The 26863-nt window shown below is 36.3% G+C and carries 31 protein-coding genes; 15 read left to right on the plus strand and 16 right to left on the minus strand.

Annotated features, from left to right (window positions below):
- Positions 1 to 183 precede the first annotated feature (183 nt).
- The 3 genes from M1D60_RS18875 to M1D60_RS18885 all read right to left on the minus strand — a co-directional run bounded on the left by M1D60_RS18875 (position 184) and on the right by M1D60_RS18885 (position 3627).
- On the minus strand, positions 184 to 459 hold the full coding sequence (locus M1D60_RS18875) for a transposase (RefSeq protein WP_456276373.1): 276 nt from the start codon (positions 457 to 459) through the stop codon (positions 184 to 186).
- The gene (locus M1D60_RS18880) at positions 432 to 2000 is read right to left on the minus strand and encodes a transposase (protein WP_456276374.1); all 1569 of its coding nucleotides are present in this window, start codon (positions 1998 to 2000) and stop codon (positions 432 to 434) included. Before M1D60_RS18880 ends, M1D60_RS18875 begins: the two co-directional genes overlap by 28 nt.
- Positions 2001 to 2337: 337 nt before the next feature.
- Entirely contained in the window at positions 2338 to 3627 is a 1290-nt protein-coding gene (locus M1D60_RS18885) for an MDR family MFS transporter (RefSeq protein ID WP_456276375.1), read from the minus strand.
- Between the two features lie 317 nt (positions 3628 to 3944).
- Here M1D60_RS18885 and M1D60_RS18890 point away from each other — a divergent pair, with 317 nt between their 5' ends.
- The gene (locus M1D60_RS18890) at positions 3945 to 4085 is read left to right on the plus strand and encodes a hypothetical protein (RefSeq protein ID WP_456276376.1); all 141 of its coding nucleotides are present in this window, start codon (positions 3945 to 3947) and stop codon (positions 4083 to 4085) included.
- A 168-nt stretch (positions 4086 to 4253) separates the two neighbouring features.
- On the opposite strand, the gene M1D60_RS18895 is transcribed toward M1D60_RS18890, so the two are convergent.
- Positions 4254 to 4808, minus strand: a complete 555-nt coding sequence (locus M1D60_RS18895; protein WP_456276377.1) for a GNAT family N-acetyltransferase — start codon at positions 4806 to 4808, stop codon at positions 4254 to 4256.
- Positions 4809 to 5010: 202 nt separating this feature from the next.
- On the opposite strand from M1D60_RS18895, the gene M1D60_RS18900 reads away from it, so the two are divergent.
- The 4 genes from M1D60_RS18900 (at position 5011) to M1D60_RS18915 (ending at position 8766) form a co-directional block, all read left to right on the plus strand.
- Complete coding sequence (locus M1D60_RS18900) at positions 5011 to 5553, plus strand: DoxX family protein (RefSeq protein ID WP_456276378.1); 543 nt, start codon at positions 5011 to 5013, stop codon at positions 5551 to 5553.
- A 307-nt stretch (positions 5554 to 5860) separates the two neighbouring features.
- Positions 5861 to 6670 carry an alpha/beta fold hydrolase gene (locus tag M1D60_RS18905; protein WP_456276379.1) on the plus strand — a complete coding sequence of 270 codons (810 nt, stop codon included), beginning with the start codon at positions 5861 to 5863 and terminating at the stop codon, positions 6668 to 6670.
- 15 nt (positions 6671 to 6685) lie between these two features.
- On the plus strand, positions 6686 to 7855 hold the full coding sequence (locus tag M1D60_RS18910; RefSeq protein WP_456276380.1) for a SpoIIE family protein phosphatase: 1170 nt from the start codon (positions 6686 to 6688) through the stop codon (positions 7853 to 7855).
- 398 nt (positions 7856 to 8253) lie between these two features.
- Positions 8254 to 8766 (plus strand): DoxX family membrane protein, encoded by a 513-nt coding sequence (locus tag M1D60_RS18915; protein ID WP_456276381.1) that lies wholly within the window; start codon positions 8254 to 8256, stop codon positions 8764 to 8766.
- Positions 8767 to 9039: 273 nt separating this feature from the next.
- Here M1D60_RS18915 and M1D60_RS18920 read toward each other — a convergent pair whose 3' ends face one another.
- The 4 genes from M1D60_RS18920 to M1D60_RS18935 form a co-directional block, all read right to left on the minus strand.
- The gene (locus tag M1D60_RS18920) at positions 9040 to 9606 is read right to left on the minus strand and encodes a PIN domain-containing protein (RefSeq protein WP_456276382.1); all 567 of its coding nucleotides are present in this window, start codon (positions 9604 to 9606) and stop codon (positions 9040 to 9042) included.
- The gene (locus tag M1D60_RS18925) at positions 9593 to 10243 is read right to left on the minus strand and encodes a MerR family transcriptional regulator (RefSeq protein ID WP_456276383.1); all 651 of its coding nucleotides are present in this window, start codon (positions 10241 to 10243) and stop codon (positions 9593 to 9595) included. The genes M1D60_RS18920 and M1D60_RS18925 overlap by 14 nt, the downstream gene beginning before the upstream one ends.
- A gap of 455 nt (positions 10244 to 10698) precedes the next feature.
- A complete protein-coding gene (locus M1D60_RS18930; protein ID WP_456276384.1) occupies positions 10699 to 11478 on the minus strand; it encodes a class I SAM-dependent methyltransferase in 780 nt (259 codons plus the stop codon).
- The gene (locus M1D60_RS18935; RefSeq protein ID WP_456276385.1) at positions 11453 to 12196 is read right to left on the minus strand and encodes a class I SAM-dependent methyltransferase; all 744 of its coding nucleotides are present in this window, start codon (positions 12194 to 12196) and stop codon (positions 11453 to 11455) included. Before M1D60_RS18935 ends, M1D60_RS18930 begins: the two co-directional genes overlap by 26 nt.
- A 449-nt stretch (positions 12197 to 12645) precedes the next feature.
- On the opposite strand from M1D60_RS18935, the gene M1D60_RS18940 reads away from it, so the two are divergent.
- Positions 12646 to 13140 (plus strand): hypothetical protein, encoded by a 495-nt coding sequence (locus tag M1D60_RS18940; RefSeq protein WP_456276386.1) that lies wholly within the window; start codon positions 12646 to 12648, stop codon positions 13138 to 13140.
- A gap of 78 nt (positions 13141 to 13218) precedes the next feature.
- Here the strand turns inward: M1D60_RS18940 and M1D60_RS18945 are convergent, their stop codons facing one another.
- From M1D60_RS18945 to M1D60_RS18980, 8 genes are all read right to left on the minus strand, one after another.
- Complete coding sequence (locus tag M1D60_RS18945; protein WP_456276387.1) at positions 13219 to 13536, minus strand: hypothetical protein; 318 nt, start codon at positions 13534 to 13536, stop codon at positions 13219 to 13221.
- Between the two features lie 52 nt (positions 13537 to 13588).
- Positions 13589 to 13912, minus strand: coding sequence for a hypothetical protein (locus tag M1D60_RS18950; protein WP_456276388.1), 324 nt, complete (start codon positions 13910 to 13912; stop codon positions 13589 to 13591).
- Positions 13900 to 14997, minus strand: coding sequence for an anti-sigma factor (locus M1D60_RS18955; protein WP_456276389.1), 1098 nt, complete (start codon positions 14995 to 14997; stop codon positions 13900 to 13902). The genes M1D60_RS18950 and M1D60_RS18955 overlap by 13 nt, the downstream gene beginning before the upstream one ends.
- Complete coding sequence (locus tag M1D60_RS18960) at positions 14994 to 15488, minus strand: sigma-70 family RNA polymerase sigma factor (RefSeq protein ID WP_456276390.1); 495 nt, start codon at positions 15486 to 15488, stop codon at positions 14994 to 14996. The genes M1D60_RS18955 and M1D60_RS18960 overlap by 4 nt, the downstream gene beginning before the upstream one ends.
- 179 nt (positions 15489 to 15667) lie before the next feature.
- A complete protein-coding gene (locus tag M1D60_RS18965; protein WP_456276391.1) occupies positions 15668 to 16426 on the minus strand; it encodes a MerR family transcriptional regulator in 759 nt (252 codons plus the stop codon).
- Between the two features lie 23 nt (positions 16427 to 16449).
- Positions 16450 to 17277 (minus strand): VOC family protein, encoded by an 828-nt coding sequence (locus M1D60_RS18970; protein WP_456276392.1) that lies wholly within the window; start codon positions 17275 to 17277, stop codon positions 16450 to 16452.
- A gap of 240 nt (positions 17278 to 17517) precedes the next feature.
- Positions 17518 to 17880, minus strand: a complete 363-nt coding sequence (locus M1D60_RS18975; RefSeq protein ID WP_456276393.1) for a VOC family protein — start codon at positions 17878 to 17880, stop codon at positions 17518 to 17520.
- Positions 17881 to 18091: 211 nt separating this feature from the next.
- Positions 18092 to 18592 (minus strand): small multi-drug export protein, encoded by a 501-nt coding sequence (locus M1D60_RS18980; protein WP_456276394.1) that lies wholly within the window; start codon positions 18590 to 18592, stop codon positions 18092 to 18094.
- Positions 18593 to 20268: 1676 nt separating this feature from the next.
- Between M1D60_RS18980 and M1D60_RS18985 the strand changes: the two genes are divergently transcribed.
- The 9 genes from M1D60_RS18985 (at position 20269) to M1D60_RS19025 (ending at position 26602) form a co-directional block, all read left to right on the plus strand.
- Positions 20269 to 20976 (plus strand): methyl-accepting chemotaxis protein, encoded by a 708-nt coding sequence (locus M1D60_RS18985; protein ID WP_456279493.1) that lies wholly within the window; start codon positions 20269 to 20271, stop codon positions 20974 to 20976.
- Positions 20977 to 21008: 32 nt separating this feature from the next.
- Positions 21009 to 21218 (plus strand): hypothetical protein, encoded by a 210-nt coding sequence (locus M1D60_RS18990; protein WP_456276395.1) that lies wholly within the window; start codon positions 21009 to 21011, stop codon positions 21216 to 21218.
- A gap of 96 nt (positions 21219 to 21314) precedes the next feature.
- On the plus strand, positions 21315 to 22775 hold the full coding sequence (locus tag M1D60_RS18995; RefSeq protein WP_456279494.1) for an EAL domain-containing protein: 1461 nt from the start codon (positions 21315 to 21317) through the stop codon (positions 22773 to 22775).
- Positions 22776 to 22950: 175 nt separating this feature from the next.
- Positions 22951 to 23139, plus strand: coding sequence for a hypothetical protein (locus tag M1D60_RS19000; protein ID WP_456276396.1), 189 nt, complete (start codon positions 22951 to 22953; stop codon positions 23137 to 23139).
- Positions 23140 to 23259: 120 nt separating this feature from the next.
- Positions 23260 to 23727 (plus strand): hypothetical protein, encoded by a 468-nt coding sequence (locus M1D60_RS19005; protein ID WP_456276397.1) that lies wholly within the window; start codon positions 23260 to 23262, stop codon positions 23725 to 23727.
- Between the two features lie 128 nt (positions 23728 to 23855).
- The gene (locus tag M1D60_RS19010; protein ID WP_456276398.1) at positions 23856 to 24389 is read left to right on the plus strand and encodes a ClbS/DfsB family four-helix bundle protein; all 534 of its coding nucleotides are present in this window, start codon (positions 23856 to 23858) and stop codon (positions 24387 to 24389) included.
- A 300-nt stretch (positions 24390 to 24689) separates the two neighbouring features.
- A complete protein-coding gene (locus tag M1D60_RS19015; protein ID WP_456276399.1) occupies positions 24690 to 25259 on the plus strand; it encodes a GNAT family N-acetyltransferase in 570 nt (189 codons plus the stop codon).
- Positions 25260 to 25858: 599 nt separating this feature from the next.
- Positions 25859 to 26221, plus strand: coding sequence for a hypothetical protein (locus M1D60_RS19020; protein ID WP_456276400.1), 363 nt, complete (start codon positions 25859 to 25861; stop codon positions 26219 to 26221).
- A gap of 150 nt (positions 26222 to 26371) precedes the next feature.
- A complete protein-coding gene (locus M1D60_RS19025; RefSeq protein WP_456276401.1) occupies positions 26372 to 26602 on the plus strand; it encodes a hypothetical protein in 231 nt (76 codons plus the stop codon).
- Positions 26603 to 26863 lie beyond the last annotated feature (261 nt).

Genomic DNA, 26863 nt, shown 5'->3' on the forward strand with positions numbered 1-26863 from the left:
TAGCAAATAGGGTTGAAATTAGCTTAAATAGCCGGAGATATGAGACCGTCGATTAAGTTGTAGTTTATATCGCTTCTAACCCTTATTTCACATACTTTGTGAAATCTTATAGATTTTTTCACAAACTTTCAGTAATTTTTATGTATTTTCCCTTTATTAGGCCTTCTACTGTTCCTGATTTTCCTAATTTGGGCAGACGGGGGCCTTTACCCGATTCTCGCATTTTTTGTAACGATAAATGGGTTGGATGGGTTCAGCTAATTTCTTTACCATAATTTTCACATTGATGACCATGGCCGTTAATTTGGACGTGATCCTTAATGATTCTCTTCCTCTCGTTCTTGGTTTCCTGAGTCCATGATGGTTGGCAGCTTCATGATTTGTTCTTTCCACATCGTATCGCGCTCTTAATGCACTTTTTCCAGCCTTGGTTAGATTATGGGATTTTCCTTGTTCCATGATTTCATAAAAATCACTGATAAAGACGGTTCGTCCTTTTTTATTGGTCGTACATTTTTTAAATAATGGGCAAGTTTGACAGGTTTTCTCTTCAAATTTAAATTGATAGCCTTGGTTAGATTATGGGATTTTCCTTGTTCCATGATTTCATAAAAATCACTGATAAAGACGGTTCGTCCTTTTTTATTGGTCGTACATTTTTTAAATAATGGGCAAGTTTGACAGGTTTTCTCTTCAAATTTAAATTGATAGCCTTGACTAGGGTTATTTCGCACCTTTTTTGAAGTCGAGTACCCTTGAGGACAGGTGACCTCGTCCAATTCTGCATCATAAACAAACCAATCGCTATCTAACAAACCCGTTGGGTTTGTATATTTTTGTATAGGAGCGGTCATTAAAATTTTCATCTCTTGTATTTTCTGGCGATTTTCACCAGTGCCATAGGATGTATCCCCGATGAGTTGTTTCGGTATTATCCCGTGATAATAGATCACTTCCTTCACCATCGGGACAAGACGATCCCCATCCCACTCGTTTCCAGGGATGGGTTCGGTATTCAAGACTAATCCGTTCTCTCTTGACTCTATCATTTGGACTTTATCTCCGGTAAACTTCATGGATTTCGATTTGTATCCACTCCGGATCTCTGAATCATAGGCACTTCGGATTCGATCTTGTGGTTTTTCTTTTCTGGATAATTCTTGGTATTGAAGTGGTTCCTGTTCGGCGCCTTCGGGCTTATCTGAATCAATCGGTTTGGTGTTCTCTTGTAAAATTTGATAGAGGATGGCTTGAAGCTCCAAACAACGAAGCTGTTGTTTTGTATTCCCCCATTTCCAGAATAAAGGTTTTAACTTTTCACTTTCTAGCCAATGTAACAGACTATAGGCTTCTACCACCAGGCGGCTGAATAAGACCAATCGATCATTTTCAGGAGTTCGGTCGGAGAGTCGTTTCAGAAAGCTGTTGAGCGCACAGTCTTGTAAAAGTGAAGTATACAATTTTGGATATGTACGTTTGATGTGTTGAACAAGTTGAAGGATTCCTTGTTGGATTAAACGGTAAGCTCCCACCTTCGCAATGTTCGCATACGTATGAAAGGAATCAATCAGCCAGCGATCATTTTCTTTCCCCCATAGCCCTTTGGCCAAAGCTTGGGCAAGGATGTGGTGATGACAGGCATCGAATAGGTCAGAACCCATGCGATCTCGGTCCATTCCTAAAGTACTATGATCGAATCCGGTAAAAGATACAGGTACTCCCAAAAAACGTTTTAAATGGAGATGATAAAGTATGGCCTCTTCCATTTCACGATCTGAGTAATTGTGATAGCGTTGCGAAAAATGAATCTTTAATTTTAAGGAAGGAGCATACGGACGTTGTCCCTTGGGGGAATACAAGGGTGCACAGAGTTGATCTGCGAAGGAAAAGTCAACCACTTGATCGATTCGACTCCAGAAAGGATGTGGAGGAACCGAAGAGAAGACTTCATAATCTGAAAAGGTTAACTGACCAAATGTTTTATACTGAATGTGTGCCATCACAATCACTCCATACATTAGATATATTTAAATTTTACCGTACATATGGAGTGAGGTGTGAGTAAATTAGAGGATCTTGACACAGTTTGTGAAAAAGGGAGATTTATTAGTTAATCGACGGTCTCGATATTCCGCCTATTTACTCAAAAAACATAAAAATGGGGGAGTTTTCATGGTGTAACCGGAAAAACTCCCCTTATTTAGCCTCAAAAGAGTCCCATTCCTAATTTAATCGGAAAATGTCCGGTTATTTCGCTTGTTACTTAATTAACAGACTTCTGATCGGAGAGTACTTCGTTAACATTAAAAAAAGCCCCCGAAACCGGAGACTACTACTCTAAGCTAACACCTTTTCAACCACTTGCTTCTTCTGCCTCTCAAACAATTGATACATCGCAAAATAAATCAATGCACTAATTACGCAAAGTACCGTCAGCATCACAAACGTCCACTGATACCCCACCCACATTGAAAGGGAAATCGAGATCGGTGCGATGGTTCGGCCTATTGAAAATCGTAAGCTTGCAGCTGCAAAGTATTGGCCTCGCATGTGATCAGGTGCAATTTTCGAAACAAAGCTCTGCTGAATCCCCACCACCATAATCTCAGCCATCGTGAATATAGCCATTGCGCCTAATAGAATCCAAAGCATGGTCGATTGTCCAAATAGAAAAATACCTACTCCATAAAGAAGGGCCGACGCTATAAACACATCTCGTTCTCTAAATTTATCTACCTGCCTAGTAATCACCACCGTTAATAACGCAACCATGAACCCGTTAAAGGCCACAATTAGACCAAACGCCTTTTCTCCACCAAGTTCAAGACGCCAATCACCAATGCCAATCAATGTTTGGAGTGGAACTAATTCTTTCGTATAAACAGCCATTAGAAGATCTAGCTGCATGAAGGTTTGAGCTGACAATACACCTGCGATAATAAATAATAAAAAAATGCGGTCTTGAAAAATAACCTTATAGTCTGCAACCTGCTTCGTAATAGCACCAATCCAAGTTTCTTTCTCTATTTTCTTCACAGCCTGATTTTGAAGGGAAGGTGCGGTCTCGGTCACCATCTTTTGTAAAACAAATCCTATTACAAAGCTTGTGAGACCTGCTGTCATCAGCAATTCAAAACGGTGCTCGAAAAAGAAAATCCCACCAACAATAGGACCAATCACAACCGCTATGTTAATACCTGTATAAAAAATAGCAAACACCGAGTTCCGATTCTTCTCCTCCACTACATCAGCTACCATCGCTTGACTGGCTGGCCAGTAAAAAGAACCGAACACCCCAATCACCGTAAAACAAATGAAGCTAATTACGGCGGACTCAAACCAAATCGAATTCGCAAAGGCAAAAATCAAAAAGAAGACACCTTGCCCAAATGTGGATATGACCATCATCCGCTTACGACCGAAATGGTCTGCACAATAGCCCCCCACTAAATTAGCAAACACCCCAAATACCTGGGACAAAATTAATAATAAACCTGCTTTGTCCTTGCCAAACTCATCGGAAAAATAGATGGCCATAAACGGGAAAAACATCCAAAACAATACATTAACAAAAAACTCACCACATAAACGAACCTTTAAGTTTAAATCCCAGTCTCTTAATCTCATGTTTTACCTCTTCGCTGTTTTTAACACACAAAAGAGATTATACGCCATTGGACAACCTTTTGGATATACAATTCCAATTTGATTTTAAAGTGGAATAAAATCTTGGAGCATTATTACCTGTTTTAAATCTTTTGTTCAGTTAATTAGATTTGTGAAAAGATGATCCATCAAACGAAATAGCCGACCCTCTATTCATAATAAAATTAGATTTAATAAAAATTTGTTCTATATAAATGAGGCTTAATGAGAGAAACTATCTTAGTATTGGCTCTAAGATGACCAAGCGATCACAAACTTTAATGGGGGATTAGCAACTGATGAGTGAAAAAAAAGAAAAGGAACTGAAGGAACAGCTAAGTGTACTTACAGGTCGCAGGGAAAGAATGCAAACCAACCTTTACGAGGTTGAAAAGGAAATCACGGAAATCACAAAGAAACTCTCCAAGCTTAAGAAATAACCCACCCGGACTAAAAGCCTAATTACATAAGTTGTGTAATTAGGCTCATCCATTAACTCCAAAGATGTAAAATGTACACAATGTATACGTTGGGTTTTGTGAAGATTTGTAGAAATAATTAAAAATAAGCCAATAAATTAAGCCTGGTTTATCACCAAGCTTAGTTTGTTACGTTTGTCTTTTTAGCCATTCTTCTCTTGTTAATTGCATCGTAATAGAGTCGATCCATTCTCCTTCGTATTCTAATTCGTTTTCATCGATGCTTTCTACGACAAACCCAATTTTTTCATAAACATTCTTAGCTCTTGGATTGAAGGCATAGACACCTAATGTTAGATGATTCAGTTTCGTGTTTTGAAAGATGTAATCAATGAACAGCTGAGTCGCTTCCGTGCCTAAGCCTCGGTTTCTTCCTCTTGGTCCAATCAGTATTCTGAAATTCATACTTTGACTTTTCTCGTCATAGAGATTTGCTACTACTTCACCCACTAAGATATCTTGTTCCAAATCCACAATCGCAAGATCTAATCGATCATTTTGCTCATTTCTTGTTTGGTACCATTTGAAAATAGATTCCCTATCAAAATCAGGGGTACTACCTGTTAGTTTAATCACTTCTGGGTCCTTCAAGCATTCCTCTATATAAGGGAAGTCTCCCTCTTTAAAAGGCCTTATAATTATTTTCTTTCCCATAATTTGTGGTTTATAACTTAAATCAATCATTTTTCTCACACTCCGGTTTTATGTAAATGCATGATTGTTACTTCGACAATTTAAAAACTTTATCCTTTATTTATGACGTGTGATTGATATCACAGCGAAGGTAATCATGATGAGGTAAATTATAAGTACGAACTAGTTCAAAATAATTTGTGAATCGCTTCACAATATCACTTCCCTATAAGGGAAATAGGAGGAAATTAAAATGGTTGTAAATTTCATAAGAACTCATAAAATTAGTGCATATATTTTAACGGCTATACGCTTGTTTCTAGGCTTTGCTTGGTTGACGACAGGATGGGGAAAACTTACCGGTGGTGGATTTGATGCAACAGGGTATTTGAAAGGAGCCATTGCTAATCCTGTCGCTGGCCCGAATGGAATTGTTTATGGTTGGTATGTTACATTTTTAGAAAATGTAGCTCTACCGAACGTGGCAATCTTTAACTTCATCGTACCACTAGGTGAATTCTTAGTAGGTTTAGGTTTAATTCTTGGTTGCTTTACAACAGCTGCTGCATTCTTCGGAGTCCTGATGAACTTCGCATTCGTTCTTGCTGGAACAGTGAGTCAAAACCCTACTGACATTCTGATGGGAATGATCATCATGGTGGCCGGATACAACGCAGGGCGATACGGCTTAGACCGTTGGGTGTTGCCGATGATTAAGAAGATGATGGTAAGAACTCCCAACAATCCCGACACTCCTAATAAGGATGAGGAGAACCGTAAGGCGGTTGCTGCATAGTTACGGAGATCAAGACATGGAACGCTACCATGTCTTGATCTTTTTAGTTTGGCTACTTATTTTTTCCTTGAATGAAAAAGACGTTCCCATTTATCCCCCATCACATCCTGAATCCTTTTAATGAATAACTTCAGTTAACAACTATGTAAGAATTCTAAATAATGGCCAAAACAATTAGTTACACGCTTCAAATGGATTAATTCAAAACATAATGCAATGAAATTAGGTATAATATGATGTAGGAACTGATTGATTAGTATAAGTAAAGCAAGCATGATAAATAAAATATTTAATAGGGATGATCGATATGAATACCAACATTGTTCAACGAAATAATATCACTATTACAGGAAAAGGTACGCAACCTATTCTATTTGCACCTGGTTTTGGGTGTGATCAGAGAATGTGGAGATTTGTTACACCTGCGTTTGAAGAACAGTATCAAGTCATTTTATTCGATTATGTTGGTTCAGGGAAAAGCGATCTATCTTGTTATGACATAAATAAGTACAGCACCCTTTCTGGATATGCCCAGGATGTGTTGGATGTCATTCAATACTTAAATTTAGAAAATATAATTTTTGTGGGTCATTCTGTTTCCAGTATGATTGGATTACTAGCTTCTATTCAACAGCCACAACGATTTAGTAAGCTCGTGATGGTTGGTCCGTCTCCTTGTTATATTGATGACCTTCCCCACTACAAAGGTGGATTCACTAAAGAAGGAATTAACGGAATACTTACTTTAATGGAGAAAAATTATATTGGATGGGCACAGACATTAGCTCCTGTCATTGTAAAAAATGAAGACCGCCCTGAGCTCAAGCAAGAATTGGAAGAGAGCTTTTGTTCCACAGATCCAGTGATTGCTCAAAATTTCGCCAAGGCAACGTTTCTATCAGATAACCGAGAAGATTTAAAAAAGGCGACTGTGCCTTCGTTAGTTATGCAGTGCTCTGATGATTCTATTGCACCAAGAGAAGTTGGTGAATATGTTCATAGAAATCTACCAAACAGTTCGATCGTTTACTTAAAGGCAACCGGGCATTCACCCCATATGAGTCACCCTGATGAAACAATATCAGTCATAAAGAACTATTTAGAAATAGGTGTGTAGAGAAGAGGAATTAATATGGAACCACTTTTAGATGAAGCACCGTGTGGGTATGTGTCGTTCCGTGATGACGGAATTGTTACGATGGTCAACGCAACACTAGCTACATTATTGGGATATGAAAAACATGAAATAATCGATAAACATTTCAATAATCTGCTCCCACTTTCAGGGCAAGCTTTTTATCAGATGTTTATCTTACCCTTGCTCAAGGTTGAGTCATCTATTCGGGAATTATACTTGTCTCTCCAAGCCAAAGATGGCAGGGAGATCCCCATTCTGCTTAATGGAAACCGCAGAAAAAGGGCAGATGAATTTGTAAACGAATGTGTGCTAATCAAAGTGGAGAATCGAGACAAGTTTGAAAATGAGATCATTTTAGCAAAAAAAGAAGCAGAAGTTGCTCTTCAAGATAAAGAAAAAGCCTTTAAAAAAGTGGAACAGTTGTTAGTTGAGAATGTGAAGTACCAGGAGCAAATGCAAGAAGAATTATCATTAGCGAAAAACATCCAAAAGCTTTCAACCATGGTATCTATGAACAAGAAGGAAATCAATATTCAGAGTTATTATACCGCTTCGAATGATCTGTCAGGAGACATTTTCGGCTATTATCCAGTTGGTGAAAATAAGTACGGGATTATCCTTCTAGATGTCATGGGGCACGGCATTTCATCAGCACTTATATCGATGTCGCTTCGATCATTATTTCAAGCTTTAGTCTCTAATGGCAGCTCTCCTCTTGAAATTGTTCAAGAAATGGATACCTATTTACATTTATTATTTCAGGACCAACATGATTTACAACACTTTTCTACCCTTTTATATGTAGAAATAGATGTATTTACTAAAAAAGTAACGTATCTAAATGCTGGTCATCCTTCCGGTATTATTCAAAACCCAGATGGAAACCAAACTGAATTATCTTCCATCTCACCACCTATTGGCGTGATGCAAGGACTTACCTTTCATCAAGAATCATGCTCCTACATTGAAGGTTCCCGATTATTTCTATACACAGACGGAGTATCAGATCTTATAGCGGTGAATGATTTAAAAGAACTCTTGAAAGAAACAAGGAATCTGTCCATACAACAGGTAAGAGAAAAACTAGCATTAGCGTTGGAAGAAAAAACGCAGACAACGTTGAACGTGGACGATCAATGTTTTCTGTTACTTGATCTACCTTAATAGAAACTGTAAGAGAATCACGATTGTGGTTCTTTTTTATTGGCTCTTTTGGTAAAGATTGTTGTTATTTTATTAGCATTGTTAAAGTATTGAGTTGATTGGAGCGGAAGTCAACGGACCCAATATAAATTCATTTTTTGTGAAATAGCAACAAAGTATGCGAAAACAGCCTTTTTATTTTTCCTTTTACTTACACTCCACGATATTTATACGACTACATCTCCATAATGAATATCAACCACTTGATACTTAAATACCTAAAAAAAAAAGTAAAATTTTCCAAGATGTGTGACTCCCATCACAGCGAGGTAAAGCACCATGATGTAAGTTATAAGTAAGAAATAGTTTAAAACAATAGGTAAAGTACTTCCCGTATAAGGGAGCAGGAGGAAACCATAATGTTGGTTAATTTCATAAGAAACAATCAAATTAGTGCGTATCTGTTAACAGCTTTACGAATTTATTTAGGGTTTGCTTGGATGGTGGCAGGTTGGGGGAAAGTTACAGGAGGATTTGATGCGACTGGTTATTTAAAAGGAGCCATCGCAAACCCAGTAGCTGGCCCAGATGGTGTGGTATATGGATGGTATGTCACGTTCTTAGAAACTTTTGCTCTGCCTAATGTATCTGTATTTAACATATTAGTTGCTTGGGGTGAATTGTTAGTAGGTTTAGGTTTAATACTTGGATGCTTTACAACTGCAGCTGCATTTTTCGGTGTATTGATGAACTTCGCCTTTATGCTCGCTGGAACCGTTAGTCATAATCCAACTGACATCCTGATGGGATTTATCATTATGGTGGCTGGCTACAATGCAGGTAAATATGGATTAGACCGTTGGGTAATGCCTATGATTAAGAAGGCTAGAAACAAGAAAAAAGAAGAAAAACAAAGACCATTTACGGTTTAGTAAATGAAAAATGATTTGATGTAGCTTTCTGAAGAAAATATATAATGATAAAAAATTGGTCAAGGTATTGGGAATTCTATACCTTGGCCATTTTAGTTAGTATTGTATTTTGCCTTAATTTACACTTTCTATAGTGTGTAAAGTTAAAAAACCCTTGACTGACCTATATGGATAAATATGAAATGGTGAGTTAATTATGGTGGATGATTTGAATTTCATTTGTGGTGGGATGTTGTTGAAGTGGAAGATGATACATATATATATTATTTTGAACTAATCCATCATCATATTATAAAGTTGACCCGGTTTAATCCGTTTAATTTCTCCAATGGCTTCAGGAAAGCGTTTCGTGTTTTTCGTTACAATATACGAACATTTTTCTTTAATGGCTGTTACCCAAACATGAACATCTTGTTCATCATAGTCCCTTAAAGGCTTTTGCATTCCGGATTCTTCAGCCAAGCAGACTGCTTCTTCTGTTGAAAGCCCGCTAATTTCCGCGAGGGCTTGTCCAATCTTCATTTCGTTTCGCCGAACAATTTCCCAGTGATGACGACCTACCACACTATTTACCGCGGGATCGTTTTCCAATATCGGATACACAAACATATCTAAGAATCCCTCTACCATCTCGATTGAATAAGTTACACCACTTATTCCATCATACGTTGCATTTCGCATGAATTCCATCAAACAAACTCTTGAAATAACTACTCTATACGATAAGGTTTGAGCAGCTAATTTCAGTAATTGTCGATTAATCCCTTCACCCCGAATCGCCCCACAAAGTACTGTTGTATCAAATAAAACAATAGGAGAGGAAAAATTAGAGGATTTCATCTTCAGTTACCTCCCCATGTTTAGCATTAAATTCATTTAACTTTTGTTCAAAGACATTCCGCTTTCGAGCTTCATCAAGGGAAACTCTAAAATGCTTCTTCGGAATCCGCCAATGACCACCTGGGGTTTGATAGGCTCCTAGATATTTTCCTTGATCACACCAACGTCTGATGGTTTGATCAGAAACACCCAAGATTTCAGCCACTTCTGTAGAGGTGTAGACTTCAGTCTGGTCTGCCCTAATAGGTATGGCCCAATCATATCTCTCTATCATAGACCTACTATAACTTTGTGTCTGTTCCTCTAAAATTTTGGCTAGTAATTTCTTACGGTCTGTTCCAGGAATTATTTCTGATAATTTCTCAATGTATTCCACCAATGATTCATAAGCTTGAGTAGTATCACTACTGTTTACAGATTCATAAACTTCCTTATCCAGTTTACGAATATGGTTCACGAATTCATTAGATGGCAAATCCATCTTGAATTCATCCAAAAACATCGATCGCAGTTTTAGTTTTGAAAATGTTCGTTCGATTAGGTTTTTGAACAAGGCTATGGCGTTTTCAAAACGTTCTTGCTCCTTTAATATTGTGACCGTATCCCATAAGATATCATCTTCACGTTCTTTCATCATGGTATACTCACCTCCTACTACTATTATAATCAACCAAATGTTGGATATTCAATATAAACCAACAAAACTCAACACTAAAAAAATTCCAGATTCGGATTTCTCTCCTGTGAGCCCCTGCCAAAGTATCAAGAGCCTTTCCCCAAATGCTTAACGCTCAAGAGGACAGGCCCAGTATATTTAGTCTACATAATTAATAATCAGTGACCATTTTAGAATGCTGCAGATAATAGAAGGTAAAGTGTTGATTCTTTAGTAATTCAGGATCATCTGTATGGTCCTTAGGAATAACAAATAATTCGAAGTACTTCCCATCCCTTTGTCTTCAACGAATTGGAAATCCAGCTTGGCTTTCTCGGTATCGTTACACAAGTTTAAAAAATAATCATGGCAATTACATTTACACATTGGATTTCATAGACATAGAAATTCTGAGCTAGCAGCCCCTGCAATTTCTATCAAATTTTCCTACAAACATAAACCATTTGATTACTATCATTCGTTAGCGGAGTTTCATTCCAATCTTTATACACACTCAAAATTTCTAATCCATTTCCACTTAACATTCGTTCCATTTCTTTTGGAAACACATATCGCAAACTTATATTTGTTCTAATCTCATCCACTACTTCTTCAGCTTGATTGATGAACTTTCTAATGGTATTGTTGTGTTGCACTTGATTTAGAGAGTCATAGGTGCTAATCGTGTATACATCGACTTTATGCTGAGTCTCCTGATCTAAGTAAGTTTTCCAATATTCCTCTGTTAGTGGTAGCAACAGCTCGTCTGCATTCGGAAACCTTGTTCCGAATATAAAGATTCCACCCGTTTCTAGGTGTTGATGGACCGATCTAAGCAAACCATCTTGAGCTTCATTTGTAAGGAAGTGTTGAAATGAATTCCCTACTGTAAAGATTAGGTTACTTTTTACGTTCAAATTCAATTTGGAGCAATCTTGTTCAACCCATTCTACTTGTAAATCAAGCTGGGCTGTTTTTCTTCTCGCTTCACCTAACATTCCTTTATGAAGGTCCACTCCTATTAACTGGTGTCCGTTCTTTGCTAAAGGAATCGTCGCTCTTCCTGTTCCACAAGCTAAATCGATGATAACTCCCTCAGTCTTAGATACCCATTTTTCTAAAAATCTTACATCATCTTTATATGTATCATTCTCTTGATCATATAAACTTGGATTATTATATTCTTCAAAATTAGCTAATGCTGATTTCTCTGTCATTAAATGTCTCCTCATTCTTTTTTTGAAATAAAGCGGTCAAAAAGTCCGGTACACCAAAGACATCCCCTGGTGGATCGATTACTTTCATGCTTCTAATCTCTACTTCCTTTAGCTCCTTAAAAATAGCCCGTAATTTCTCCTCTGTATAACCTAATCCACCTTGTAGACTTCGCAATCTATAAACGTCCCAATCTGATATTTCGGCTCCACCTAACTTCCCACCTTGAAGAAAACAGGTGATCGCAAAAAAGCCATTCGGTTTGAGAGCTTTCTTAACTAAATTGACATAAGACATTCTTCGATGCGGAGCTAAATGGTGAAAGCAGCCAGAATCATAAACGATATCATAGGCACCTTCTTCTATATCCAATTCAAAGATATTTGCATGAATAAAGTTGATTCGTACGTTCCGTTCATTTGCTCGTTCTTTTGCCCAAAGCAAGGATTCTTGTGATAGATCTACTGCATCTACCACGCAGCCTTTTTCAGCAAAATAAATAGCATTTCGCCCTGGACCACACCCTAGTTCAAGGACTCTTCCTTTTTTAAATAGGTTTTTCTCAAAGTAGCTAACTACGTTTTCATCAGGTACATTCGCAAAAAACGGAACACCCTTATTACGATCAGCATAAAACTGATTCCAAAACTGTGTAGGCTCTCTCAATAAGGAATCTAACATGTTTAGTATATCTTCTTCGTTATAAATCGTTTCTTCCAAGCAGTGCTCCCCCTCTTTTACTTTATAATTCACTCACATTCAATTGTACTAAATATTCCCATTTATTCTGTGACAACCATATTAAAATCACATTATTTTAACCAGATAGAATTTCTTGCTTCTATAGCTTTTCAGCTTATTAGAAGGTTGTAAATCGTGCAAATTTTCATCTTCAATAGCAGTTAATAGGAATATACTAACTCCGTAAAAAACATCACTATAAGCTAATAAAGCTTTTTATTTTAGATAGGTAGTCTTAGATTTTCTAAGGGATTATTACAAATGTTACTCGAATATTACATCAGTAATTTCGAGGTTTTTTACATAAATGAGAGTGTGCTTCGTTTCTCCTCATTCAAGTTCAACCAAAAAGTTGTTGAATTCCTACCTCATAGTTCATCCGTTTTTTGGAAAACTAATCTTAATTTTAAAAATAAGGAGGTAAAAAATTGATTAATAAACCTACATTTATAGCTATCATTTTCTCACTCTTGTTTGTGTTCTCGTGTTCTCAACATGTAAAAGCCCTGACATTTGAAAAATTACCAACTAAGCAAACATCTGAGCAATGGTCGGTTCAAGTCGGTGAAGCGAAAAAAGGTGCAGGATCAACTAAACCAGTGAAAGGAAAGTTTCATACGTATTCTCTCACAATTGACAAGGTTAGTAAGATGGACGTAAATACAGTGGAAATCTATTTGTATAGAAATGACCCAAGTACAACAATCAAGTATTCTCTGGTCAGCTGTCCTGAAGGAGCGGATTGTGAAAAGAAGCAAAAAGAAGAAGCAACTTTATTAGCAAAACAATTCAATGAGGGAGAATCTTATCAATTTAACAACTTCCTTCTTGCCGAAAGAGCATCTGAATTGGAGATTGAAATTGTTTGGAAAGAAGAACCGAATGGTAGGCAACTAAAGGAAACCTTTACGTTTACTGAGTAATCTTTCTAAAATGGTTTACCATAAAAAAGGTCAAGACAATGGTAGCTACCATGCCTTGACCTTTTTCATCCATTGGAATTATTTCTTCAGCAACGATTCACAAAATGGTTTACATAAGCCTTGTTCTGACATACGGTCCAATAATTCTCTAGTTGAGAACTTATTACATATATTAGTTTGGATAGCTGAGTTAAAATGCTCATACTCATAGTAGTTTACATCTTGCTCCACCTTAAATGTTGGAAATTGTTCCTTCAACATTTGAAACGCAGCTGGTTTCTTCTCAGAACTTTTTTGCAGGTATGTTAAGGTTGGAATGAATGTAACTAGGAAGTCTATTTCATGTTCAGTTAGCTTTTTCTCCGTTAACCACTCTGTAACAGTCTGCTTTTCCATATTGAAACCTCCGAACTGACTTTTCTCCCCAATTTTAAACCATCCATCCTACTTAAGGCTTCATATACGTCGCAAATTCAACAAAAAAGATAACGATAATACAAATAAACATAAATAGATATAAGGCGATGGCCCACCATGTGAAGTTTTTTTTATATCTAGTCCTTGTAAAACTAAGTAAAGCAGACAGTATACCTACTGCTGGGATGATTTGAAGAAATAAATTGGAAAAGACATCGAATCCGTCTAGGGTCATTAAGAAGATGTTCAAGTAAGCCAATGATAATAAGGCACAGACAAAGGAGACAATCCCGAGTCTTGTTTCGCGAAGCTTTGGCTCTTTCCCTTTACCACTCAGGCGCTTTACCAATTCCACAGTCGCACCTCCCCCATATTGATATTCCGGATGTCCTGATTACTTTTTAATTTCAAAATTTCCTTTGTTGGTCCTGTAATGACCCCACCATATGATTTCAAGCCGTTCTCTTCTAGAAAGTTGATTCGTTCATCAAGATCTAACCATTTTGCATGGGCAATATCAATGGCTTGCTGTTCATATTTCTGCAGAAAGTAAAGACTATCCATAAATTGTTCATCGTTTGGTTCTCTCTCATTAAACGGAGACCATCCATCTGGATCAGGCTGAGCTGGGTACCCAAGTGGAGTAATATAACCACCTTCCAAACCTACACCAGAAGCTTCAAGTCCTGTGTCAATTGCATACCAACGCCATTCCAAATTGGTCCCCTCTAGAATTCTCTGAAGGTTTTCTGGTTCCATTACCTCTTCTAAAGATACATACACTTCCGCAACTGTACCTTCTGGAAGCTTCTCTAATGTTTCCCAAGCATTAAAATCAGGGTTTGTAATTTGCGCTTGCGGGTGGTACAAGTTCTTCGTATCAAAAGTAGGAATTTCTTTTGGAGGATTTTCAATGACATAATTTCTCTTTGGAAACTGTGCTTCATTAAACCGGTACTCCACTTCCCAATCTCCTAGTTTGATGTCGTTTTTACCAACTCTTTTATATAAGTCCATATATACATTAAAGGAAAACAATCCAAATTCCCGTTCAATCTCCATCTCTTCCAAGCTCATATTTGGTTCTGTCACATAAACAGTTTGAATGGCTACTTGGATGAAATCCTCTGCTTTATGATTCCAACTATAATAGAGATAACTACACACTGTCATGAAGGGATAAATCATCAAAATAATCATGATCACATAGGCAGTTAACGAAAATCTCGCATTTCGGATACTATTCTTAATAATCTTATTAGCTTTTTCAGGCGGAAGAGCTTCTGCTTGGGTAGTCTCTTCCTGTGACTCAAACTCTTCAGCTATCACTTCCTGGTAAGCTTCGTATCGTTCTAATTCTTGTTCGATTTCTGCCGCTTCATCGTCCGAGAGATTCCCAGCATAATAGTCCTTTAACTTCCGCTTCCATTCCTCACTCATTCCTCCACACTTCCTTTCTTGTACAGCTGCCTCAGCTTTCCTCTTCCTCGAAAAATATGTGTTTTCAGCGTATTTTCTTTGATGGAAAGGATCGTCGCTGCTTCTTTATATGAGTAGCCTTGGATATCGCATAACAGGATCGCTCTTTTTTGAATGGGCTTTAACTGTTCTAACATTTTGTACAGCTCATCTTTTTCTAGTTCCTTTTGAACCAATTCATCTGTAAACTCACTAGACGGAATCATTGAAAAGTAATCTGGGTTTTCAATGTTCACTTTTTTATTTCGTCTCACAAAATCAATAAATGTATGATAGGCAATCTTTAATAACCACGGTTTCATGGCTTGAGCTGGACTCTTCTCTAACGCCGAGTATGCCTTCATAAAGGTGTCCTGAGTCAAATCCTCTGCCAAGCTTTCATCCTTACAAAGAGAGAGAAGATACCTGTAGACATCATGGATATATAGGGTATAGAGTTGTTGAATATCCAATTTCCTCCCCCTTTCACTCAAATAACGAGTAGCCCTTCCATAAAGTTGCAGTTCGTATTATTTTTTTGCAAAATAAAAAGGACTCTATATTAAGTCCTTTTTAAGGTTCATGAATATAACCACATATATTAGATAATTTTACCATAAATGCTGTATCGGAAATCAGCATTATCATTGTACTAATTCACCAGCGGTATTAAATAATCAAAGGTGTAATCATCGATATCCGAATATCTCTCTATCTTAGTCCCTTTAGGCTGAAACCCGTAACGGATGACCACTTGTATGTAGGAGAAACATAGGAATGCGTGATCTGCACTACAATCTTTCAATACAGCAAATAAGGTGGGGGGAAATTCTTCATACCGAAAACGTTCGTTTCCAGTCTCTTGAAAATGATTCAACACCTCAAACCCTACTTCTCCAACTACTTTGTCCTTAATAATCGTTTCATATTTTAGATAGACCTCGTTTGAAGATTGTAACCCCTGCTCCTCTAGTAGATGCTTTGCAGTAAGGAAATGTTCACGAAAAGGATGTGGACTTTTATTTGCTTCAAACCTTTGCCACACTAAACATTTTGGAGTCTCCCATTTTGAAAGTAATAGAGTTTGAGGATTCTCTACTTGAATCCCTCCAATAAATTTTTTTGCGGCAAGTAGTACATCTAGTTTTTTGTTCAAATCCTCGTTCCACTTATCAATTAATGTTTTCTTCTCTTGTGAGTTAGCTGCACTATATTGCTTAATATCCTGGATTGCTATATCTGCTTGTCTTAGAGAATCAATCATTTTAGCTATATGTATTTGTTCTTGGGAGTAAACTCTATATCCATTTTCCAAGCGAGTTGGTTGAATCAATCCCTTTTTGTCATAAAATCTCAGTTTACTAGGAGGTAACCCTGTTTTTTTTGAAAATTCCTGTATAGTAAAATGCATAGTTACCTCCCGTTAGCCTTATGTTAATTCGCTTTGTAGGACCAAATATTGATACGATTATTGTCAGGGTCATAAATATGGAATCCGCCCCAACCATTTATAGGGTTACCAGCAATGTCTGAAGGCTTGAGCCCATTATGAATTAGCTTATTGTATTCCTCAAAGAAAACAGCCGGTCTTATATCGAAATAGGCTCTTGCGTTCGTATCATTCGGTTTCTCGACTAGATTTTCTGTATCTTGAAGAATCCAAATATTGTCCCAAAACTGTTGATCTAGTACATTTCTGTCATACGCATCTTCTGTTCGCATATGCGCATAACCCTCTTGTTCATTGAGTTCAACCAATTCAAATCCAAGGTTCTTTTCATACCATTCAACAGATCTTTTTGGATTTTTTACATAGATAATCGTATTCACACTACCAAACCCAATGATACCTGATGCTGGATACTCCTGGTGATCACCTTGGTTTTGCTCCTCTACAATTGTTAGCCTAGTATTATCAAAAGCAAAAATATCACAGTATCTCTGACCATTTGGTAAGATCCTTAATTCTGTAAAATTGACTTGTTTATCATCAAGATAGCTTCGTGTCTGATCAAGGTCATAGGTGACAAATACTAATCTCACATTACCCTCAATATCATATGACTGAAAGTGATCGAATTCTCCTTCAAATGACTTAACCGTCACTACTCCAGATCTAGGCAGCTTCATAAACCCTTTCCTACCTACCCATGAAGTAATTTTGTCCATACATACCCATCCGAACACTTCCTCATACCAGCTGATCCCTTCATCAAATTTTTCAGGGGCTACCATGATAAAGCCTCCATCCCAACGATACATCCAAACCACTCCTTTACTATTTTTTACATATTTAGGATAAAGGTTAAACCTACTTTAAGGTCAATCCCATTTTTAAATTTTCTATCATAATAATAATTTTTTTAAAAGAACCTATCCACTATATTTCAAGATCAGCTAATAATCCATACTAGTAGATCCTCATTTAAGTCCAAGCTTCTTATACAAAATAGAGAGTCTTGCTTTCTAGTAAACAAGACTCTCCGTATTATTTACCAGAATTTATAACTGTATGACACTTATCATATTTCCATTAATGTCAGTTAGATCAAACCGTTTAGGTTCTCCATCTCTTAAGTCCGACACTACTACATTTTTTTCTATTAACTTAGTTCTTACTTCTTCTACATCCTTAACAACATAATTAAAAGGTGTGTATGTAGTAATAGGCTGAAAATTAGAAATTTGAACCAGATGAAACCCACAATTAGGGGCAATCGCAAGACCACACATTCTTTCATTTTTCCATCTTAAGTTAAATCCAAATACTTCCTGGTACCAAGATAACGATTCCTTTAGATTTCTTACAGGAAGGAATACTGCATCAATCCGTTCTACTAATCTTTCTTGCACCTGTCCACTCATTACAATCAACTCCCTAAGGTAAATAAACTCCCATTATAAATTCTACTAGAATTAATTTTTTCCTCTTATTGGAAAATACTTTTAATGATTTCCCTAACTTCCCTCTACTGTTAACAAAATAAAAAGAAGGCATAAATGACCCTCTTTTCACCATTACAATATAAATAAAGAATAGAAGGACTTTCATTACTAAAACTAACTCTTCTAGAAATCAATCATTCGAAATTAAATCTTTAAAAAATCCTTTATCTTCATAACCAAGGAAATCTACACCTAAATGAGTAAATACAGCAAATGCTAGACCCCATACGACGATGCTTGTAACCATCCAGATTGTCGTACTTTTCTTTGTGCCACCAAGTGTAAGACACATAAAAGCCGTCAGGTGACTACCAACAATTAATGGTCCAATGAACGCTAATCCCGGCAATCCATATTTTTTCCATATCTTTTGTGCACGAATTGCTCGTTTATTCGGTTCTTTCTCCGCTTCGTCTCCTTTTCTTTTTCTTCTCCAGGCTTTAATTTTGTTTATAAAAAGGATTAATAATAACACCGTTAAGATGTTACCAAACAATGCAATTAAAATAACAGGTATTTGTGGTAATCCAGCAATAATGGCCAGTGCTATGACTCCATAACCTTCAAAAAAAGGAAGGGCCGCTAAAATAAACACGACTCCATAAGCCCAAGCCAACTCCAACATATTCATATAAGATAAATCCCCCAATGCTTTTTGTATATAAGCGTCACCTATAATAATGACGACTTATTAATATTTGTGAAAGGCTATTGAATTTACTCATTTTTTATTTACTAAATGGTTAGTTAAATTCCAACTTCTTACTTTACGTATTTGGATCCATTAGGTTTCAAATTTTTTTCCCTCTGAGACTATTTCTTATAACCAATTGGATTCTCTGTGTGTTCATCCAATTCAGCAGTTAGCCTCATCCAGAACGTGATTCATTACTGCTTTAGGATTTCTAGCAAGAGCTGTTCATCTTGTCCACACTTAAATGGGGTACGGAATTCGTCCAACTCTTTTCCCTTACATTACATCTACTACTATGGCTTGTACAGGGAGTTGATTATTCTCTACTTAATTTTTCCCAACTGTTCTAATTTGAAACTTTTGGCTATCTGTTACGGTGTAGTTATTATGTTGTCCGTCACTCTCATATCTATTGTTTTCCTGACCTCAGTTTTAAAAAATATAAAAGGATGTATCCTTCTATAATGATTGAAATGGTAAGTATGTAGTTATTCTGTACAAGTTCTTTAACACTTGCTCTGACAGGTGCTCCAGCGCTTTGTTTAATGCCTCAATGTCTTCAAGCGAACATTCCGGAGCTTTTTTTGGTTAAACGAGAGATTATATTACTACCATTAATTACAAATTAAAATGTTAAAAGTTTGCATAATGGATTGGTCAGACCAGCCGATATATTTAAGGTATAGTTGTATCGTATGTGCTTAATTTTTCGAGATGAAACTGTACCCTCTTTAATGGTAGTAGAAAGAATCGCGCCCAAAATTCCAACTATTATAAAGACCTAGAAAACAGGAGTGATCAAGATGAGTTTATCCAAAAATACCATTATGTTTAATTACGCTGTCTGTGCAGTTGTTCTTTCTTTATTCATTCATGTCATGCATCGGTTTTTCAACCCCTTTGAAGACTACTTAACCCTCAATAATTTCGCTAGTCCGAGTACAGGATTGGTCACCTTTGTCATGATTATTCCAATGATTACATTACTTTTGACCATCATTTCAAAAAAATGGATTCCTGCTTGGCAAACCAAGATTCCACTCTTTAATGCATTGACCTTAACGTTTTCAAGTATTTCTATCATTGCCGGTGGAAATGGAATGGTCGAGTACCACTTCTCTATTTTCATGGTCATTGCGATGCTTGCCTACTATGATTCTATTTATCTAATTTTAGTAAGTACGGTTATATTTGCTATTCATCACTTGGTTGGGTATTTTACGGTTCCCGAGTTAATTTGTGGTATGACCGAGTATCATTTCGGACTTTTAATGCTTCATGCCGTTTTCTTACTATTAACAAGTGGATTTACGATCATCCAGATTCTTCATAAAAAGAAATATCAACAAGAAGTAGAATCAGAACGTGCTGAGAAGAAGATGCAGTTCGATGATATTTTACACAAATTAGATTCCGCTTCAAAAACAGTGGTAAATACCATCAACTATCTATTAGACAATGTCAGAAAAACACAAACAGCGTCCAATCAGATTCTACAAGTTAGTAATGAAGTTGCCGCTGGAGCAAATCAACAATTGTCAGCGATATCAAAGAATTCTGTAGCTCTTTCAGAAACATCGATTGGTATTCAGCGAATTGTAGAGAGCTCAAACATGGTGGGAGATCATGCCTCGGAAAGTCTTGAGGCAGCGAAGGTTGGAGAAACTGCTCTTTATGAAACGAGTCAGCAAATGGACTCAATTAACCATTCGGTTCAACATCTAGCTAAAATTATTGAACAACTAACCGATAAATCTAGTGAGATCGGAAACATTATTCAACTAATTACCGGGATCACGGAACAAACAAACCTACTGGCATTAAATGCTGCCATCGAGGCGGCAAGAGCCGGCGAGCACGGAAAAGGATTTGCTGTAGTAGCGGATGAAGTTCGCAAATTAGCAGAGGAATCGAAGAAATCTGCTCATCATATTTCAATCCTTGTGTCCGATATCCAACAAGGCACGAAGGAAGCCTCAACTGCAATGAACAAGGGATTAACCGAAGTAAAAGATGGAATCCATAGTGTGGAGAAAACGGCAACTTCCTTAAAACAAATTGTGGCATCTGCTGAAGATGTGACCATCCAAATTCAAGAGGTTTCAGCCGTTTCCCAGCAAATCTCAGCAGGTACCGAACAATTGTCAGTGACTACCAAGGATATGACCGAAATTAGTAAATCTACTAATCAATTTGCCGGTCATATGATACAATTGTCGAATGAACAATTACAGTTCGTAGAAGAGATTGAATCTGTTTCAGATCAATTAACGAAGATGTCAAAAGAACTTGATGAGCTGATTCACCAGTTTAAAGAGTAAACGAGTTCAATAGATTAGAAAGGATCATATTCATGCAGATACCCTACACAGACATACAACATTATCATGAATTCCATGACACATCATGGGAGATCCTTCAGACATTACGCCAACTAATAGGGGAAGGAACCTTTTTCGTGTCACACATGGACCGAGAAACGTTTTCTATCGTGAAGTCCTTAATCGATAGTGACATTATCCTTTCCGAAGGGACAAGGCTTCCATTAGAGGAAGCTTATTGACAGTATTTATTTAAAAGTAACCGTGAGTTACTAAAAATTATAGATTCTGCGGCTTCAGAATTCACCTGTAATCTAAGGATTACGAATGAATTAGGGATAAAATCTTATTTAGGGGCCCCCCTTATTACAGGGGACGGAAAAGTGTTCGGTAGTTTGGTTGTTCTTAGAACAACCGTGGATTCCTTTTCAGCGGAAGACGCGGGCCATATTAAACTATTCGCTAGCATCCTATCAACCCTTATTCATCATGAATATAACCGAATACATGATCCAATCACAGGTCTGTATACACTATCGTTTTCTATGGAGGTAAGTCAAACGGAAAAAGTCCGTTCAGGTGGCTTATTCTTCATTGATATTGACCGGTTTCGTTATATAAATGATCGCTATGGATACTCCGGTGGCAATCAGCTATTAAAACAAATAGCAGATCGGTTAAATACCAAGTTGGAAGGTAATCAATTTCTGGTAAAAGGGAGTGGAGATGAATTTATTATCTTTTCTTCGGAAGTACAAACTGAAGATCATATGAACAAATTGGCAGCCTCCATCCTCTTTCTATTCAAGCAACCTTTTCAGACCAAAGAATATGACATCTATATCACACCTAGTATCGGATATTCGTTTGTTTCTACCGAAAACATCCAACCAGATATGGTGTATAAGCAAGCTGAACTTGCGATGTATAACGCTAAATCCAATGGCGGCAACCAATATTTAAGATATACGTCAACCTTTAATCATGAAAGTGTTAGAAAACAAACGATTTTAAATGATTTAAACAGTGCGATTGTGAACAACGAATTTCATTTACTTTACCAGCCCCAATATCACTTAGAATCTATGGATTTGATTGGCGTAGAGGCGCTTGTGCGTTGGGAGCATCCAACCCTTGGGATGATTTCTCCAGGTGAGTTTATCCCTCTCGCTGAGGAATCAGGCAAAATCATTGAGCTTGGTAACTGGGTACTGAATCATGCATGTCAGGAGTACAAGCAATACCTTCACAACTCTCAAGCACAATCAGATGTGAAGCTATCGGTTAACATCTCTGTTTTACAATTTCAACAGCCAGATTTTGAAGAAAGAGTTCTAGCAGCTCTAAGCCTCAGTGGACTAGGTTCACATCAACTCGAATTAGAAATTACAGAGAATATTGCCATGGGAGCAGGTCCCCATGTTTATAAGAAGATGGCCTCCCTTAAACGAAAAGGAATCCTCATTGCCATTGATGACTTTGGTACTGGCTATTCCTCATTCGGTTATTTAAAAGAATATCCGATTACCACTCTCAAGCTTGATCGTTCTTTGATTATGGAAGTGGATCAAGACCTGAAGCAAAAAGAGATTGTTAAAGGGATTACGAATATTGCGATGGCTCTTCAGCTCCAAGTGGTATGTGAGGGAATCGAAACCGAAGACCAGCTGCAAATGTTGAAGGAAATAGGTCCAATTATTGGACAGGGGTTTCTATTGGGCAAGCCTGATAGACTACAGATGCTAGATCAGACAGCAGTCTCAACTCGATTTAAATCGAAGCCTGATCTACGTAGTTAACGGTTCCGTTACTGTAGAGAAACAAAAAAAAGCAACAGACCAAATCGCATATGATTTGGTCTGTTGCTTTTTCCTCATATATCAATGTTTATTGGGTATAAACACTTGGATTTTTTTAATTCTAAATATGTTAAAATAAATTAACAATATTTAGGATGTTTGGGAGGGGCAATTAATGAAATACATAAAGCCATTTTTAGTATTTGAATGGATTACAATCTTAGGAGTTTCAACAGCAGCTTATATAAGGTTGGATTTTCCAATTTATATTTGTATAAGCTTCGTTTTATTAGGAATTATCCTTACTCTTTTCTTTTCAAGACGCTATGAAAAGAAAGAAGAAAGTATCAATCATTCTAAATAAAATTGAGAAATTAAGAATCTGTATAGATCTGATTCAATAGGAGCTTGTTGAACTAACGAAGAAGTTTAGTCAAAGAAGAAAAATTTTATAGATCATAATCGTCTTTATAATTGGGGGAGTTTGAAGCTGCAATCGTTTAAAATGGTTATTTGGTTGTTTATCGTCATAGTAGTGGTTATAGCAGGATGCTCAGTTGAAAAGTTAGAAGGTGCTACTCCACCAATACCAATAGTTACTGTTGGAGAAGAAAAAATTGAAGTTGTGCGAGCATCCTATTGTTGGAATACTGGTTGTGTTGACTATGCTGGACCTCCTGAGATACTAGGAGGAAAATTACCCTTCCAAGTTCAAAAAGGTGCAAACATTAAAATTCGATTTGATTATGAACCAAAGCCATCGAGTATTTCTGTATCCAGAATGCTCGACACAGACCAAGAATGGGTAAAAGATGAATTAGTAGATGGTGTACTTACTGCTCCAATTGAAGAAGGTATATATTATTATGATTTTTTAGTGTATTGGCACTCAGAAGATGGTGAGTATTCATTAGGAGATTCCTATTATGCTTTTGTTATAGAAGTAAAATAACCCTAGGTATTCTTCTTCAACAAACGGGTGCGTCGATCCATGAAGGATTTTCGGTTAATGAAGTAACGGGCAGGATAATTGAATATATATTTTTCTTTTTATCTACAGTAAAAGGAGAGGATAAGAGTATGACAGAGAATAGTGAAAAAGAAATTCTATTGTTAAATAGCGACACGAATTTTAAAGCTATGCTTGAAATAATTGAATCTGTACCCAGCAGAAAAAGGGGCATATCTATTGAAACGGAAGAAAGAGATAAAAATTTCCGTGATGTATTGATGCACCTATATGAATGGCATGCAATGCTTGAGAGATGGTATAAGGAAGGTATGGATGGGGATATTCCGTTTATGCCAGCACCAGGGTATAAATGGAGTTCTATCAAGCTACTTAATATGCAAATATGGAAAAACTATCAAGATGTTACCTTGAGTAAAGCTATACAAAAATTAAAGTTAAGCCATGAAAGAGTAATGGACTTAATTAAGTCACATTCCGATGAAGAAATAATGACAAAAAAATACTATAAGTGGACTAAAACAAGTAATTTATACAGCTATTTTGCAGCAAACACTTCCAATCATTATATTTGGGCTATAAAAAAATGTGAAGTTATTGCAAATAATATAAAAGAAGGGGAATTAGAAAAGATTGTGAAATGATGTACTTAAACTATAGGGTGCATTTCTTCAAGATGGAGAAGTGCTTTTTTGTGGAAATTATTAAGATAATAGAGCAGGAATGTTTAATAAGGATTTTCTGACTTTTTACTTGGGTGGGATAAATTTAAAACAAAAAAATTAATTGAAATTGGTTTTTATATTTATTTTTATTATGACAATTAGGAGTTTTGGAACTAACATGTGCCTTGATTCAAGAAGGGATTGACACTATTTTTATAGAATTAACTAAACCAAAGAATAGAAGAAATTCGTACTCCAATAAGAAACAGGAGGATACTTATGCAAAAAGAAAATGCACTGATATTGTTATGTCCACCAGAGCTGTTTCGTTTACCACCAGAACCTTCCCTACCGAAAGGATATTATGTAAGAAATTTTAGAGAAGAAGATAAATTAAATTATAAAAAGATGTTAGAGGAAGAGGGATGGAACTTAAGTAATGAGGATATAAACGATTTCTTTTCAAGAATATTACCTGATGGACTATATTTTATAGTGGACGAAAAAACAGAAGAGATAGTTGCGTCAGCATCAGCTTTACATAATCCAAAATCAAGTTATTATACGTTTCCATTTGGTGGAGATATAGGATTTGTGTTTGCAAATCCTAAACATAGAAAGAAAGGTTTAGGCCTTTATGTTACAGCGTTAGCTGCAAACAGGTTAATATCATCAGGTTATAAAAGTATAAGAATTGTAACAAATGACCATAGATTACCAGCATTAAAGACTTATCTTAAACTTGGATTCAAACCTTTTTTATATTCTTCGGATATGGAAGAACGTTGGAAAGGTGTTTATAACGAATTAGGAATTAAATTCTATGTAGAAGAGTGTATTACACTTTAGTAATGCTCCTTATTATTCAAAAGGGGACGTATATTCATAGAGGAAAGTACCTTCTTCTTGAAGTAAAGCGTAATAATAGTTGAACAGGATATGTAAAGGTGGAGATGTTTCCGATGATAAAAAATCGAATGACATTTATTAAAATTTCAGCTCTTGTTTTGTTCTTATTTGTTGGTTATAAAACTTTTGGATACATATAAATAGAGTTTCTTTACCCACCTAAATATGAGATCTCCATCGTCAAAGGTAATGAAGAAATTATTAAACAGTTTAAGCAATTTGAAGGGAACGATAGAATCATAGCCATTGCTGATATAAGTAAACAAGAGTTTTTAAATGAACGTAAGACTAATTCGACAGAAATTAGAGATACACCATTGGTTAGCATTTTAAAATATTCTAGTGTTAAAACAGCAAAAATTGGAGTAGAAACAAATAATGTTAATGAAGCAATTGATTACCTCACAGAAGAATTAAAGTAGTGCAAATTGATTCCATCTCAATAAAAACTGTCATTGATTAAAAGCATAATTAATGGCGATAGTGAAGTACCGGGAGTTTGGTTTAAGAAGCAAATGTCTAAGGTTTAGGGGGAGCGTATGAAGAAGAAAGTTTGGTCAATATTGGTTCTAGTGATTGCGGTTGGAATTGCAATAATTGTAGCTAATCAAAAACCAAATGATGCAGATTTTGTTAGGTGGATGGAGAATACATATGAAATAAAGTGTCTTGATTATAACTGTACTACTTTCGAAATAGAATCATTAGAAGAAAGTGGAAAGGAACTAATTTTAATGCAAACCGTACAGGGAAGTGACTCCCCAGGTACATTTGTAAAAGAAGCAGATTTGAAATATCGAAATCTTGAAGATTCTTCGTATTATTTAGATATTCATGTAAAAGGATTTTTAGGGGGATTTACAGTAGAAAATGAAAATATAAGTAAGGTACCTAAGAAATAATATGACAATATTAGTCATTCCTTATTTAACGGGACTTTAGCACAAGATAGGAGAACGTCAAAACAGTTGTCTTCTTTAACTAGAAAAGCCAGATCATTGAATAAAGAAGCATGAAAGGAAAGTAATTCACAAAAAATGGAGGTATTAAAGATGGACTTATTACTCTTGATAACTATTGGTTTCATCATAAGTGGATTTTTTGTTCTCGCTTCTATGAAAAAAGGTATGGAAAGTAAGCTCGCTTATATAACAGCAAATATGGAAGACGAGGAAAGCTCAGCAAAAGCTAAATCTATAATTTGGTGGATAGCGAGTACCACAGCTTGGGGAATAGTGAGTATGATTCTTATAGTTTGGTGGTTTCATAATCACTTTGGATAACTGTTTGGTTTACATGTACTTCAACAAAATGGACCTTTAATAAGAAAAAAACAAAAATGTGTGTGCATAAGGGGTAATCCCTAAAAACTAAAGTGAAAACATTTTAACTTTACTAATCAATTCAGTTAGACCCCTTATTATAATTATGACATATCAAAAATTGAACACTACATTACCTTAAATGTATTAACCTATTGAACAAAACTTCCACAATAGTAACGAAAAAAGCATTACCATTGTTTAGTTAATGCACCTTTTAGT

This window comes from Bacillus sp. AK128, assembly GCF_053903075.1.

Excerpts from the sequence above, each read along its gene's own strand:
- M1D60_RS18875 (WP_456276373.1), bottom strand. The coding sequence starts at position 459 with ATGGAACAAGGAAAATCCCATAATCTAACCAAGGCTGGAAAAAGTGCA.
- M1D60_RS18880 (WP_456276374.1), bottom strand. The coding sequence starts at position 2,000 with ATGGCACACATTCAGTATAAAACATTTGGTCAGTTAACCTTTTCAGAT.
- M1D60_RS18885 (WP_456276375.1), bottom strand. The coding sequence starts at position 3,627 with ATGAGATTAAGAGACTGGGATTTAAACTTAAAGGTTCGTTTATGTGGT.
- M1D60_RS18890 (WP_456276376.1), top strand. The coding sequence starts at position 3,945 with ATGAGTGAAAAAAAAGAAAAGGAACTGAAGGAACAGCTAAGTGTACTT.
- M1D60_RS18895 (WP_456276377.1), bottom strand. The coding sequence starts at position 4,808 with ATGATTGATTTAAGTTATAAACCACAAATTATGGGAAAGAAAATAATT.
- M1D60_RS18900 (WP_456276378.1), top strand. The coding sequence starts at position 5,011 with ATGGTTGTAAATTTCATAAGAACTCATAAAATTAGTGCATATATTTTA.
- M1D60_RS18905 (WP_456276379.1), top strand. The coding sequence starts at position 5,861 with ATGAATACCAACATTGTTCAACGAAATAATATCACTATTACAGGAAAA.
- M1D60_RS18910 (WP_456276380.1), top strand. The coding sequence starts at position 6,686 with ATGGAACCACTTTTAGATGAAGCACCGTGTGGGTATGTGTCGTTCCGT.
- M1D60_RS18915 (WP_456276381.1), top strand. The coding sequence starts at position 8,254 with ATGTTGGTTAATTTCATAAGAAACAATCAAATTAGTGCGTATCTGTTA.
- M1D60_RS18920 (WP_456276382.1), bottom strand. The coding sequence starts at position 9,606 with ATGAAATCCTCTAATTTTTCCTCTCCTATTGTTTTATTTGATACAACA.
- M1D60_RS18925 (WP_456276383.1), bottom strand. The coding sequence starts at position 10,243 with ATGATGAAAGAACGTGAAGATGATATCTTATGGGATACGGTCACAATA.
- M1D60_RS18930 (WP_456276384.1), bottom strand. The coding sequence starts at position 11,478 with ATGACAGAGAAATCAGCATTAGCTAATTTTGAAGAATATAATAATCCA.
- M1D60_RS18945 (WP_456276387.1), bottom strand. The coding sequence starts at position 13,536 with ATGGAAAAGCAGACTGTTACAGAGTGGTTAACGGAGAAAAAGCTAACT.
- M1D60_RS18955 (WP_456276389.1), bottom strand. The coding sequence starts at position 14,997 with ATGAGTGAGGAATGGAAGCGGAAGTTAAAGGACTATTATGCTGGGAAT.
- M1D60_RS18965 (WP_456276391.1), bottom strand. The coding sequence starts at position 16,426 with ATGCATTTTACTATACAGGAATTTTCAAAAAAAACAGGGTTACCTCCT.
- M1D60_RS18970 (WP_456276392.1), bottom strand. The coding sequence starts at position 17,277 with ATGTATCGTTGGGATGGAGGCTTTATCATGGTAGCCCCTGAAAAATTT.
- M1D60_RS18975 (WP_456276393.1), bottom strand. The coding sequence starts at position 17,880 with ATGAGTGGACAGGTGCAAGAAAGATTAGTAGAACGGATTGATGCAGTA.
- M1D60_RS18980 (WP_456276394.1), bottom strand. The coding sequence starts at position 18,592 with ATGAATATGTTGGAGTTGGCTTGGGCTTATGGAGTCGTGTTTATTTTA.
- M1D60_RS18985 (WP_456279493.1), top strand. The coding sequence starts at position 20,269 with ATGGTGGGAGATCATGCCTCGGAAAGTCTTGAGGCAGCGAAGGTTGGA.
- M1D60_RS18990 (WP_456276395.1), top strand. The coding sequence starts at position 21,009 with ATGCAGATACCCTACACAGACATACAACATTATCATGAATTCCATGAC.
- M1D60_RS19000 (WP_456276396.1), top strand. The coding sequence starts at position 22,951 with ATGAAATACATAAAGCCATTTTTAGTATTTGAATGGATTACAATCTTA.
- M1D60_RS19010 (WP_456276398.1), top strand. The coding sequence starts at position 23,856 with ATGACAGAGAATAGTGAAAAAGAAATTCTATTGTTAAATAGCGACACG.
- M1D60_RS19015 (WP_456276399.1), top strand. The coding sequence starts at position 24,690 with ATGCAAAAAGAAAATGCACTGATATTGTTATGTCCACCAGAGCTGTTT.
- M1D60_RS19020 (WP_456276400.1), top strand. The coding sequence starts at position 25,859 with ATGAAGAAGAAAGTTTGGTCAATATTGGTTCTAGTGATTGCGGTTGGA.
- M1D60_RS19025 (WP_456276401.1), top strand. The coding sequence starts at position 26,372 with ATGGACTTATTACTCTTGATAACTATTGGTTTCATCATAAGTGGATTT.